The sequence below is a fragment of the Collinsella phocaeensis genome, assembly GCF_900119895.1.
Lineage (GTDB): Bacteria > Actinomycetota > Coriobacteriia > Coriobacteriales > Coriobacteriaceae > Collinsella > Collinsella phocaeensis.
This window is the reverse complement of sequence record NZ_FQLR01000004.1, coordinates 649,524-660,512: the sequence shown is the minus strand read 5'-3', so window position 1 is coordinate 660,512 and position 10,989 is coordinate 649,524. Positions and strand designations below refer to the sequence as shown.

The following is a 10,989-nucleotide window of genomic DNA, read 5'->3' as shown; positions in this document are numbered from 1 at the left end:
TAGCGAATGCTACTCAGCGGCCTCCTCGGTCTCAGCCTCGGCCTCGACGGTCTCCTCGACAGGAGCCTCCTCGACCTTCTCGACCTTCTTGGCGGCAGCCTTGGCGGGAGCAGCCTTCTTGGCCTTCGGGGTGCAGGGCTCGGTGACGAGCTCGATGATGCACATCTCGGCGTTGTCGCCCTTGCGGGTGCCGAGCTTCATGATGCGGGTGTAACCGCCGTTGCGGTCGGCCCACATGCCCTGAGCGGCCTTCTCGAAGACCTCAGCGACCAGATCCTTATCGCCGAGCTTGGCGATGGCCAGGCGACGGGAGTGGATGTCGCCCTTCTTGGCCCAAGTGACGATGGGCTCAGCATAGGAGCGGAGCGCCTTCGCACGCGGAAGCGTCGTCTTGATGCGGTCGTTCTCGAACAGAGCCTTGGCGAGGCTCTTCTTCATGGCCTTGGTGTGCGAAGCGTCGGTACCGAGCTTCAGGCCCTTCTTCCTGTTGTGGCGCATAGTAGCGTATCTCCTCTATTACACGGTCCCTTAAGCCTTGAGGCTCAGGCCCATGGACTCAAGCTTGTCCTTGACTTCCTCAATGGACTTCACACCGAAGTTGCGAATATTGAGCAGGTCGTTCTCCGAGAACTCCACGAGCTGACGCACGGAGTGGATGCTCGCGCGCTTCAGGCAGTTGTAGGAACGCACGGAGAGATCGAGGTCCTCGATCTGCTTGTCGAGCTCAGCATTGTCGCTGGTGGTCTCAGGGGCGAAGATCGAGATCTCCTCCTCTTCCTCCGGAGCGTCGGCGAGGTTCATGAAGGCCGCCATATGCTGATTGATGATATTGGCGGCCTGCACGACGGCATCGCGCGGAGACACGGCGCCGTTGGTCTCGATCTCGAGGACGAGGCGATCGTAGTCGGTGTGCTGACCGACGCGACACGCCTCGACGAGCTTGGCGCAGCGACGCACGGGCGAGTACAGCGAGTCGACGTGGATGACACCGATCGGGTCGTTGTCGCGCTTGTTGGCCTCATAGGAGACGTAACCGCGACCGTACCCGATGCGCATGCTCATCGTGAGATGACCGCCCTCGTTGAGCGTGGCGATGTGCTGCTCGGGGTTCACGAGCTCGAACTCCGACGGGATGAAGAAGTCGGCACCGGTGACCTCGCAGGGGCCGTCCACCGAGATGGTGGCGGTACCCTCGTCGGTGGTGCCGAGCGACGTGAACACCAGACCCTTGACGTTCAGGACGATGTCCGTGACATCCTCAACCATGTTGGGGATGGTCATGAACTCGTGCTGCGCACCGTCGATCTGGATAGCCTCGACAGCGGCGCCCTCCAGGGAGGAGAGCAGGACGCGACGGAGCGAGTTGCCCAGCGTGTCGCCGTAGCCGCGCTCGAGCGGCTCGACGGACACGCGGGCGGACGTCTCGTTGATCTCTTCGACCTGAACCTGGGGCCTAATGAATTCTGACATGTATTACCTCCAGCTTCAGCAGCCCGGATGGACTACTTAGAGTAGAGCTCGACGATGAGCTGCTCGTTGATATCACCGCTGATCTGCTCACGGCTCGGCAGGGAGAGCACGTTGCCGGACAGCTTCTCGATATCAACCTCGAGCCAGCCGGGGACCTCGAAGCGCTCGGAGGAGATGAGGGCCTCCTTGATGGGGAGAAGATCGCGGAACTTCTCGCCCACGGCGACGACGTCGCCGGGCTTGACGAGGTAGGACGGGATGTCGACGCGCTTGCCGTTCACGGTGAAGTGGCCGTGGCGCACGGACTGACGCGCCTCCTTGCGGGTGCGGGCGAAGCCGAGGCGGAAGACCACGTTGTCGAGACGGCTCTCGAGGAGAACCATGAGGTTCTCGCCGGTGACGCCGTTCATCTTGCGGGCGCGGACGAAGTAGCTGTGGAACTGCTTCTCCAGAACGCCGTAGATGAACTTGACCTTCTGCTTCTCACGCAGCTGCATGCCGTACTCGGATTCCTTGCGACGGCGCTTGGGCTGACGGATAGATTCCTTCTTGCTGCTGTAACCGAGCTCAGCGGGATCGATCCCGAGCTGACGGCAGCGCTTGAGAACCGGAGTCCTATCGATTGCCATAGTTTATCGATCCTTTCAGAGTTACACGCGGCGACGCTTCTTGGGGCGGCAGCCGTTGTGCGGGATGGGGGTCTTGTCCTGGATGCTCGAGACCTCGAGGCCGGCGGCCTGGAGGGAGCGGATGGCGGTCTCGCGACCGGAGCCCGGGCCCTTCACGAAGACGGCGACCTTGTGCATGCCGTGCTCCATGGCGATCTTGGCGCAGGCCTCGGCGGCCATCTGAGCGGCGAACGGGGTGGACTTACGGGAGCCCTTGAAACCCACGGTGCCGGCAGACTTCCAGGCGATGACGTTGCCCTGGGCGTCGGTGATCGAAACGATGGTGTTGTTGAACGTGGAACGGATGTGAGCCTGGCCCACGGAGATGTTCTTGCGGTCGGAACGCTTGATGCGGGTAGCGGCGCCGCGCTTGTTCTTAGCAGTTGCCATTATGCGTCAAACTCCCTACTTCTTCTTCTTAGCACCGATCTGACGCTTCGGACCCTTGCGGGTGCGAGCGTTGGTGTGGGTGCGCTGGCCGCGGACCGGGAGGCCCTTGCGGTGACGGAGGCCGCGGTTGCAGCCGATGTCCATGAGGCGCTTGACGTTCTGGTTACGCTCACGGCGGAGGTCGCCCTCGACCATGAGCTGCTGCTCGTCGATATACTTACGAATCGCATCGATCTCGTCGTCCGTGAGGTCACGGACACGGGTGTCAACGTTGATGTTGCACTCGTTGCAGATCTTGGTAGCGGTAGTGCGGCCGATGCCGTAGATGTAGGTCAGACCGATCTCGACGCGCTTCTCGCGCGGAAGGTCGACACCGTTAATACGGGCCACTTGGATCTCCTCTCTTAGCCCTGGCGCTGCTTGTGGCGCGGGTTCTCGCAGATGACGAGGACCTTGCCGTGGCGGCGGATGATCTTGCACTTATCGCACATCTTCTTGACCGAAGGACGTACCTTCATCGTTCTTCCTCTCGGTAGTGCTCAAACTACAATACAGCGGAATGTTATCTACTCGCCCAGCCGCAGGCGTTAATACTGAAGGCTGGCCATACACATGCAGACGCGACCGCAGGCTGAGCATTCCTACGATCGTGTGCAGTGCGGTATGGATGTGTCGCTACTTGTAGCGATAGGTGATGCGACCGCGCGTGAGATCGTACGGGGAGAGCTCCACCACGACCTTATCGCCCGGAAGAATGCGGATGTAGTTCATGCGGATCTTGCCCGAGATGGAGCAGAGGACCGAATGACCGTTCTCGAGCTCAACGCGGAACATGGCGTTGGGCAAAGGCTCGGTAACCGTGCCCTCGAGTTCGATTGCGTCTTCCTTCTTCACGGCATCATCTTTCTCTCAAAAACGACAGCAACAGCGAATGATAGCAAAGATCTCTTGTGTGGGGCACGACTTCTTACATGCTCCACATTTTAGTAACGCCTGACATGGATAGGGTATTTGAATAGATATGTAGGACTCACCAATCTATTTTTCCTATTTCCTACAATTTGCAAAATAATACTTGATATGAAGTACGAACTTTACGACTTTAAAGTGTAGGTGTCAGATTTTGATGTAAAGAAAGGAGCTCTCGGTACATTCGCGTCAAAGGAGACAGAATGAAAAAAGCGATCGGTTCTTCACTTGTCATTTTCACTTCTTTAATTATGCTACTCACTCCCTCGCTCGCACTTGCCTCCCAATCGACTGACAGCATTAACGCTGGCCATGCCAACCAATGTATCCGAGATGAACCTAAAGATCTTGGGCGATAGGGGTGGAATTTCCCCATACTCGACATTCTATGGCGACGGCGATATTTCTATTATCACTCATACAGGAAGGGGAAACATTTATTGGGCTGTTCAGCCAACATTTTCCTACGCATACAACTTCAATGGCTCACTGTTGTGTATAAACAATAAGACCAATCACACCCAGACTAAAGTCTTAAGTGGTAGAAAAGTCGGTCGTCTAGACGGAAACGTTTCCTTCAACGTTTCAAAAGGTAATTCTTACACTGTCAAGCTTACTGGCTTGGCAGCCGCAGACGATGGTCGCACGTATGCAATTGTCGTTGATGACGCTGAGATTACCATGTTTTTCTAACAGATGGATATGTTCACCAACAGTTTTAAACCGATAGCTTGGAGAGAAATGCATAAAGGCGGATATTGGTCACTTCATTGCAATGTACCTGGACGAGAAGATTACATCATCCAGCTAACAGAATTTGAGCAGAGCATCATTCTGCTTCAATTGATGAATATGAGAAACATGCTTTCTAGTGAATCCATTGTAGATATAGAGCCCGATATTCAAGCTAAGCTGCGCATGTGTTTGAGAAGCGAGGCAATACCGCTAGAAAGCTTATCTAAAATCGTTGAATTACCGACTCAGGAGCTGCTAGAAATTGCACGAGAAACCAAAAACAAACTCCCACTTGGAAAAGTCCAGAGGCTTACCAACATCCTAAGCTATCTATAACGGGGAGGTCACGTCGGATACTCCCACGTGACCTCCACGTTAATCTAGAGAGAACCGCCGGAAAGCGGGCACCAGGCGCCGCGCTCGTCGACGGTGAGAATCACGGGGCCGTCCTCGGTGATGGCGACCGTGTTCTCGTAGTGGGCGGCGGGCAGGTGGTCGTTCGTCGAAACGACCCAGCCGTCGGAACCGACCGTGACGTGGTTGGTTCCCAGCGTGATCATCGGCTCGATGGCGATAACCATACCCGCCTCGAGGCGGACGCCCCTCCCCTTCTTGCCGTAGTTCGGCACGTTGGGGTCCTCGTGCATGGCGCGGCCGATGCCATGACCGACGTAGTCGCGCAGGACGCCGTACCCGTGGGACTCGGCGAGGCTCTGCACCGCATGGCCGATGTCACCGAGGCGGTTGCCGGGCACCGCCTGCTCGATGCCCGCCTTGAGGCAGTCGAGCGTGACCTCGCACAAGGCCTTGGCCTCAGGCGAGGGGGTGCCGCAGAAGAACGTCCAGGCGTTATCCCCCACCCATCCGTCGACGATGGCGCCCGTGTCGATGGAGATGATGTCTCCGTCGCGCAGGATCACGTCGGGGTTGGGGATGCCGTGGACGACCTGCTCGTTCAGCGACGCGCAGATCGATCCGGGGAAGCCGCCGTAGCCCTTGAAGGCAGGGATGCCGCCGTGCATGCGGATGATCTGCTCGGCGAGCTGGTCGAGCTCGAAGGTGGAGACGCCGGGGCGAACCATGGCGCCAACGCGGCGGAGCGCCATCTTGGACAGCGCTCCAGCCTTCTTCATCTGCTCGATCTCTTGTGCAGACTTGATCTTGATCATAGACCGAGGACTTCCTTCGTCTCAGCGTAGACCTCGTCGGCGGCACGGTCGCCGTCGACGATCTTCAGGATGCCCTGGCCGCGATAGTACTCGACGAGCGGAGCGGTGTTCTTCTCGTACACGTCGAGACGGTTCTTGATGGTCTCGGGCTTGTCGTCGTCGCGCTGGTACATCTCGCCTGCGCAGCTCGGGCACGTCTCGTCGGAGGCGGTGCCGGTGTAGCCGCAGGAGCGGCAGGTGCGGCGGGAGGACAGGCGGCCGATGATGACCTCGGCCGGCACGTCGACCAGAAGCGCGCAATCCAGCTCGCGGCCCATGGCGGACAGCTCGGAGTCGAGCGTCACGGCCTGCATGGTGTTGCGGGGGAACCCGTCGAGGATGAAGCCCTTCTGGGCGTCATCGGCGGCGAGGCGCTCCTTGACGAGGTCGATGACGAGCTGGTCGGGGACGAGCTCGCCGGCGTCCATGTACTTCTTGGCCGCGACGCCGAACTCGGACTGAGCGGCGACGGCGGCGCGGAGCAGATCGCCCGTGGAGATGTGGGCGACGCCGAACTCGGCGACGAGGCGCTGGGCCTGCGTGCCCTTGCCGGCACCCGGGGCTCCCAAAAGAACGAGGTTCATACGTGACTCCTTACAGAGTTGCCTACTTGAAGAAACCGTCGTAGTCGTACATCTTGAGCTGGCTCTCCACCTTGGAGATGGTGTCCAGCACGACGCCCACCATGATCAGGACGGAGGTGCCGCCGAAGGCCTGGACCAGCGTATTGCCCGTGAAGGAGAACACGATGGAGGGCACGATGGCGATCAGCGCCAGGAACACGGCGGAGGGAAGGGTGATCTTGTTGAGGGCGTTCTTGATGTAGAGGGCCGTGTTGCGGCCGGGTCGAACGCCGGGGATGAAGCCACCCTGCTTCTTGAGGTTCTCGGCCGTGTCGTCCGGATTGAACACCATGGAGGTGTAGAAGTACGCGAAGAACACGATGAGGACCACGTTGAGGATCCAGTTGAGCCAACCGCTCGAAAGGGCGCCGGCGACAGCCTGGACCCAGCCGACGCCGGGGAAGAAGACCGCGATCTGCGCCGGGAAGTACAGCAGCGCGCTGGCGAAGATGATGGGGATCACGCCGGCGGTGTTGACCTTGATCGGCAGGTAGGTGGACTGGCCGCCCATGATGCGGCGACCCACGACGCGCTTGGCGTAGGACACCGGGATGCGGCGCTGGCCGCGCTCGATGAACACGATCAGCGGGATGATCGCCAGGATGATGACGAAGATGACCGCCGTGAGGATCGCGTCGCCGGTGTTGCCGCCCGCAACGGAGGAGAAGATCGCCTGGGGAAGGCCCGCCATGATGTTGGCGAAGATGATCAGGCTCATGCCGTTGCCGATGCCGCGCTGCGTGATGAGCTCACCGATCCACATGATGAGCATCGCGCCCGCGACGAGCGTGCCGACGATCATGATGTCGAAGATGATCTCGGGCGCGCCGGCGCCGTTGAAGTCGATGCCGAAGCTCTTGAACAGGAACAGGTAGCCGATGCCGTTGAGGATGGCAAGAGCGAGCGTGAGATAACGCGAGTACTGGGTGATCTTCTGCTGGCCGACCTCGCCCTCGCGCGCGAGCTCATGCAGGCTGGGCACGACGGCCTGGAGCATCTGCAGGATGATCGAGCTCGTGATGTAGGGCATGATGCCGAGCGAGAACACCGAGACGTACGAAAGAGCACCGCCGGAGAAGAGGTTCAGCAGCGCCATGGCCCCCGAGGCGACCTCGTTGGAGGTCGACTCGAAAAGGCCCAGCATCCCCTGGAAGGGAATGCCGGGCACAGGTACGTGCGCACCGATGCGGTACAGCACGAGCATGGCGATGGTAAACATGATCTTGCCGCGCAGCTCCTTGATACGGAATGCGTTTTTAAGACCAGTTAGCACGGAAGCTCGACCTTTCCGCCGGCGGCCTCGATCTTGGCCTGCGCGGAAGCGGAGACCTTGTCGACCTGGACCGTGAGCTTCTTGGTGAGCTCGCCGTCACCGAGAACCTTGACGGGCGTGAACTCGCTCTTGATGATGCGAGCGGCCTTGAGGCTCTCACCGTTGACGACGGCGCCGTCCTCGAACTTGGCCTCGAGGGTGGCGACGTTGACGGCGGTGTACTCGATGCGACGGGGGTTGCGGAAGCCGGGGAGCTTGGGCAGGCGCATCGCGAGCGGGGTCTGGCCGCCCTCGAAGCCGGCACCCTTGGTGCCGCCGGAGCGGGAGCCCTGGCCGTTCAGGCCGCGACCGGCGTAGGTGCCGCCCTTGCCGGAGTTGCCGCGGCCGACGCGCTTACGGCTATGGGTGGAACCCTGAGCGGGGGTAAGATCGTGAAGCTGCATTGCTACTCCTCTACAATCTCGACAAGGTGCTTGACCTTGAAGATCATGCCGCGGACGCTCTCGTTGTCGGCGATCTCGCGAACCTCACGGATGCGATGCAGACCGAGGGCGCGGACGGTCCTCTTCTGGTCCTCCTTGCAGCCGTTGATGCTGCGGACCTGCTGAATCTTGATGGTCTTAGCCATGCCTACTGCTCCTTCCCGACAAACATCTGGGAAACGGTGAGGCCACGGCGAGCCGCGACGTCCTCAGGGCTGGAAAGCTCCTTGAGGCCCTCGGCAGCGGCCTTGATGATGTTGAGGCCGTTGTCGGTACCCAGGGACTTGGACAGGACGTTCTTGATGCCGGCGAGCTCGAAGAGCGGACGGACGGCACCGCCGGCGATGACGCCGGTACCCTCGACAGCGGGCTTGATGATGATGCGACCGGCACCGAAGTGACCGATGACCTCGTGCGGGATGGTGCCCTCTTCGGTCACCGGCACGTGGAACATGTTCTTCTTGGCGTCGATGGTGGCCTTGGAGATGGCCAGGGGCACCTCGGCGGACTTGCCCATGCCGAGACCGACGTTGCCCTTGCCGTCGCCGACGACGACGAGAGCCACGAGGGACATGCGGCGACCGCCCTTGACGGTCTTGGCGACACGGTTGATGAAGACGACGCGCTCCTCGAACTCGGAGGCCTCGCGCTGCTGCTTTTGGTTACGAGCCATGTGCTACATACCTCCTAGAACTTCAGACCGGCGGCACGGGCGCCGTCGGCGAGGGCCTTGACGCGGCCATGATAGATGTGGCCGCCACGGTCGAAGGAGACGGCCTCGATGCCGGCCTCGATGGCGCGCTTGCCTACGAGCTCGCCGACCTTCTGGGCAGCGTCCTTGTTGGACGTAGCGGTGCCCTCGAACTCCTTCTCGAGCGTCGAGGCGGAAACCAGGGTGATGCCCTTGGTGTCGTCGACGATCATGGCGTAGATGTTGGCGTTGGAACGGACGACGCGGAGACGCGGGCGCTCGGCGGTGCCGAAGATCTTGCCGCGGACGCGACGCTGACGACGCTTGAGGCCTTCCCTCTTCGCCTTCTGCTTATTCATGCGAAACTCCTTAGAAGTTTGTGCCACCACCTAACGGGGTGATGGACTTGAGATGACGCGAGAGACCTCGACTACTTGGCGGCCTTACCGAGCTTGCGACGGATGTGCTCGCCGACGTAGTGGATACCCTTGCCCTTGTAAGGCTCGGGCGGACGCTTGGCGCGAATCTCAGCGGCGACCTGGCCGACCTGCTGCTTGTCGATGCCCTTGACGTTGATGTGGGTGTTGTCGGGCACCTCGAAGGTGATGCCCTCGGGGGCCTCGTACACCACGGGGTGGGAGTAGCCGAGGGAGAGGTCGAGCGCGGTGCCCTTGAGGGCGACGCGGTAGCCGACGCCGGCCAGCTCGAGAGCCTTGGTGTAGCCCTCGGAGACGCCCTCGACCATGTTGGCGATGAGCGCACGGCAGAGGCCGTGCTGGGCGCGGGTCTCACGGTCGTCGTCCGGGCGGGAGACGGTCAGAACGCCGTCGGCCACGGAGATGGTGAGCTTCTCATAGAACGTGTGCTCAAGGTTGCCCTTGGGGCCCTTGACGGCAACATGGGTGCCGTTGACTGCCACTTCGACTCCGGCGGGAATCTGGACAGGCTTATTACCGATACGAGACACGGGTGTATCCTTTCCTTCTACGCGCCGAACGTACTACCAGACGAGAGCGACGACCTCGCCGCCGATGCCCTTCTTGCGAGCATCGCGGTCGGCCATAACGCCCTGGCTGGTGGAGACGATCGCGGTACCGAGGCCGCCGCGGACGCGGGGAAGGTCGGCAACGCCGGCATACTTGCGCAGGCCGGGCTTGGAATAACGCTTGATGCCGTTGATGACCTTGGCCTTCTTGGGACCGTACTTAAGGGTGATGTGAAGGGTCTTCTGGGGCGCGGTGTCCTCCACCTCGTAGCCCTCGATGTAGCCCTCCTCGTAGATGACGCGAGCGATCTCCACGAGCTTCTTGCTGCTCGGCATGGAGACCGTGGCCTTGTTCGCAGAGTTCGCGTTACGAATACGCGTAAGCATGTCTGCGATCGGGTCGGTGACGTTCATGCAGATTCTCCTTCGTTCTTGATGAACCGGTGCCCGTGGGTTCTCGTCCGCCCGTAGCGGCCGAGCCTAACTTGGCACCACTTCCGTGCGTGGCGGCGCGCTCGCACGCGTCCCGCACGCGCTGGCAGTGACTTACCAGCTGGCCTTCTTGATGCCGGGAAGTTCGCCCTTGAGTGCGAGCTCGCGGAAGCAGACACGGCACAGGCCGAACTTGCGGTACACAGAGTGCGGACGGCCGCAGCGCTGGCAGCGCGTGTACTCGCGGGTCGAGAACTTCTGCTTGCGATTGCACTTGACGATCATCGATGTCTTAGCCACTTATTCCTCCTCACATAGCTTTCTATGTTCGCTCCGCGCGGGCGGAACCCCCTTTGGGCGCCGCCCGCGTAACCGGAGCTGTGATACCTATTTCTTGAACGGGAAGCCGAAGGCGTCGAGAAGGGCCTTGGCCTCTTCGTCGGTCTTGGCGGTGGTGACGATGGTGATGTCCATGCCGCGGGTGCGGTCAACGGAGTCGAAGTCGACCTCGGGGAAGATGAGCTGCTCGGTGACGCCCATGGAGAAGTTGCCGCGGCCGTCGAAGCTCTTGGCGGAGATGCCGCGGAAGTCGCGGATACGGGGGATCGCGACGGAGGTCAGGCGATCGAAGAACTCCCACATGCGGTCGCCGCGCAGGGTGACCTTGGCGCCGATCGGCATGCCGGCACGCAGGTGGAAGGTGGCGATGGACTTGCGGGCACGGGTCACCATGGGCTGCTGGCCGGTGATGACGCGGAGGTCGCGCACGGCGCCCTCGATGGCCTTGGAATCGGTGGCGGCCTCGCCGACACCCATGTTCACGACGATCTTCTCCATCTTCGGGATCATCATGACGTTCTCGTACTGGAACTTGTCCTGAAGCTGCTGCTTGACCGTCTCGTTGTACTTGGTCTTGAGACGGGGCACGTACTTCTCCTCAGCCATGTTCACTCCTTCTTGGGGTTTTAAGCACGGGGCGGGGGCGCTACCGCACATGGGCCGAATGCCTGGCCGCGCGGTGCGCTGTCCTCGTGCCTCCTGTCGCGACCATGCCGATAATGGC

At 60.8% G+C, this 10,989-nt stretch carries 20 protein-coding genes; 2 read left to right on the top strand and 18 right to left on the bottom strand.

What is annotated here, in order from left to right; translation table 11 throughout:
• Window positions 1–9: 9 nt before the first annotated feature.
• The 7 genes from rplQ to infA all read right to left on the bottom strand — a co-directional run bounded on the left by rplQ (window position 10) and on the right by infA (window position 3,422).
• Window positions 10–498 (bottom strand): 50S ribosomal protein L17, encoded by a 489-nt coding sequence (rplQ, locus tag BQ7355_RS04960; protein ID WP_072415196.1) that lies wholly within the window; start codon window positions 496–498, stop codon window positions 10–12.
• Window positions 499–528: 30 nt separating this feature from the next.
• Window positions 529–1,470 carry a DNA-directed RNA polymerase subunit alpha gene (locus BQ7355_RS04955; protein ID WP_072415195.1) on the bottom strand — a complete coding sequence of 314 codons (942 nt, stop codon included), beginning with the start codon at window positions 1,468–1,470 and terminating at the stop codon, window positions 529–531.
• 32 nt (window positions 1,471–1,502) lie between these two features.
• Window positions 1,503–2,099: a 30S ribosomal protein S4 gene (gene rpsD, locus BQ7355_RS04950; protein ID WP_072415194.1), complete on the bottom strand. Its 597-nt coding sequence runs from the start codon at window positions 2,097–2,099 to the stop codon at window positions 1,503–1,505.
• Window positions 2,100–2,120: 21 nt separating this feature from the next.
• The gene (gene rpsK / locus BQ7355_RS04945; RefSeq protein WP_072415193.1) at window positions 2,121–2,528 is read right to left on the bottom strand and encodes a 30S ribosomal protein S11; all 408 of its coding nucleotides are present in this window, start codon (window positions 2,526–2,528) and stop codon (window positions 2,121–2,123) included.
• Between the two features lie 15 nt (window positions 2,529–2,543).
• A complete protein-coding gene (gene rpsM, locus BQ7355_RS04940; RefSeq protein WP_072415192.1) occupies window positions 2,544–2,918 on the bottom strand; it encodes a 30S ribosomal protein S13 in 375 nt (124 codons plus the stop codon).
• 14 nt (window positions 2,919–2,932) lie between these two features.
• On the bottom strand, window positions 2,933–3,046 hold the full coding sequence (gene rpmJ / locus BQ7355_RS04935) for a 50S ribosomal protein L36 (protein ID WP_006363204.1): 114 nt from the start codon (window positions 3,044–3,046) through the stop codon (window positions 2,933–2,935).
• A 157-nt stretch (window positions 3,047–3,203) separates the two neighbouring features.
• Window positions 3,204–3,422, bottom strand: coding sequence for a translation initiation factor IF-1 (infA, locus tag BQ7355_RS04930; RefSeq protein ID WP_009141477.1), 219 nt, complete (start codon window positions 3,420–3,422; stop codon window positions 3,204–3,206).
• 278 nt (window positions 3,423–3,700) lie between these two features.
• Here infA and BQ7355_RS09170 point away from each other — a divergent pair, with 278 nt between their 5' ends.
• Together BQ7355_RS09170 and BQ7355_RS09085 are read left to right on the top strand one after the other, a co-directional pair.
• Window positions 3,701–3,856, top strand: a complete 156-nt coding sequence (locus BQ7355_RS09170; RefSeq protein ID WP_159430442.1) for a hypothetical protein — start codon at window positions 3,701–3,703, stop codon at window positions 3,854–3,856.
• Between the two features lie 343 nt (window positions 3,857–4,199).
• The gene (locus BQ7355_RS09085; RefSeq protein ID WP_143761740.1) at window positions 4,200–4,568 is read left to right on the top strand and encodes a hypothetical protein; all 369 of its coding nucleotides are present in this window, start codon (window positions 4,200–4,202) and stop codon (window positions 4,566–4,568) included.
• A 44-nt stretch (window positions 4,569–4,612) separates the two neighbouring features.
• Here BQ7355_RS09085 and map read toward each other — a convergent pair whose 3' ends face one another.
• The 11 genes from map to rplE all read right to left on the bottom strand — a co-directional run bounded on the left by map (window position 4,613) and on the right by rplE (window position 10,871).
• Entirely contained in the window at window positions 4,613–5,401 is a 789-nt protein-coding gene (map, locus tag BQ7355_RS04925; RefSeq protein WP_072415191.1) for a type I methionyl aminopeptidase, read from the bottom strand.
• Window positions 5,398–6,024: an adenylate kinase gene (locus BQ7355_RS04920; RefSeq protein WP_072415190.1), complete on the bottom strand. Its 627-nt coding sequence runs from the start codon at window positions 6,022–6,024 to the stop codon at window positions 5,398–5,400. The genes map and BQ7355_RS04920 overlap by 4 nt, the downstream gene beginning before the upstream one ends.
• A 22-nt stretch (window positions 6,025–6,046) precedes the next feature.
• Window positions 6,047–7,336 (bottom strand): preprotein translocase subunit SecY, encoded by a 1,290-nt coding sequence (gene secY / locus BQ7355_RS04915; protein ID WP_072415189.1) that lies wholly within the window; start codon window positions 7,334–7,336, stop codon window positions 6,047–6,049.
• Window positions 7,330–7,779 (bottom strand): 50S ribosomal protein L15, encoded by a 450-nt coding sequence (rplO, locus tag BQ7355_RS04910; RefSeq protein ID WP_072415188.1) that lies wholly within the window; start codon window positions 7,777–7,779, stop codon window positions 7,330–7,332. The genes secY and rplO overlap by 7 nt, the downstream gene beginning before the upstream one ends.
• Window positions 7,780–7,781: 2 nt before the next feature.
• Complete coding sequence (gene rpmD, locus BQ7355_RS04905) at window positions 7,782–7,964, bottom strand: 50S ribosomal protein L30 (protein ID WP_072415187.1); 183 nt, start codon at window positions 7,962–7,964, stop codon at window positions 7,782–7,784.
• A 2-nt stretch (window positions 7,965–7,966) separates the two neighbouring features.
• Window positions 7,967–8,491 (bottom strand): 30S ribosomal protein S5, encoded by a 525-nt coding sequence (gene rpsE / locus BQ7355_RS04900; protein WP_072415186.1) that lies wholly within the window; start codon window positions 8,489–8,491, stop codon window positions 7,967–7,969.
• A gap of 14 nt (window positions 8,492–8,505) precedes the next feature.
• Window positions 8,506–8,868, bottom strand: coding sequence for a 50S ribosomal protein L18 (rplR, locus tag BQ7355_RS04895; RefSeq protein ID WP_072415185.1), 363 nt, complete (start codon window positions 8,866–8,868; stop codon window positions 8,506–8,508).
• A 71-nt stretch (window positions 8,869–8,939) separates the two neighbouring features.
• Window positions 8,940–9,476, bottom strand: a complete 537-nt coding sequence (gene rplF, locus BQ7355_RS04890; RefSeq protein WP_072415184.1) for a 50S ribosomal protein L6 — start codon at window positions 9,474–9,476, stop codon at window positions 8,940–8,942.
• Between the two features lie 33 nt (window positions 9,477–9,509).
• A complete protein-coding gene (gene rpsH / locus BQ7355_RS04885; protein WP_072415183.1) occupies window positions 9,510–9,908 on the bottom strand; it encodes a 30S ribosomal protein S8 in 399 nt (132 codons plus the stop codon).
• Between the two features lie 132 nt (window positions 9,909–10,040).
• Window positions 10,041–10,226 (bottom strand): type Z 30S ribosomal protein S14, encoded by a 186-nt coding sequence (locus tag BQ7355_RS04880; protein WP_039910329.1) that lies wholly within the window; start codon window positions 10,224–10,226, stop codon window positions 10,041–10,043.
• Window positions 10,227–10,313: 87 nt separating this feature from the next.
• Complete coding sequence (gene rplE / locus BQ7355_RS04875; RefSeq protein ID WP_072415182.1) at window positions 10,314–10,871, bottom strand: 50S ribosomal protein L5; 558 nt, start codon at window positions 10,869–10,871, stop codon at window positions 10,314–10,316.
• Between the last annotated feature and the right edge of the window lie 118 nt (window positions 10,872–10,989).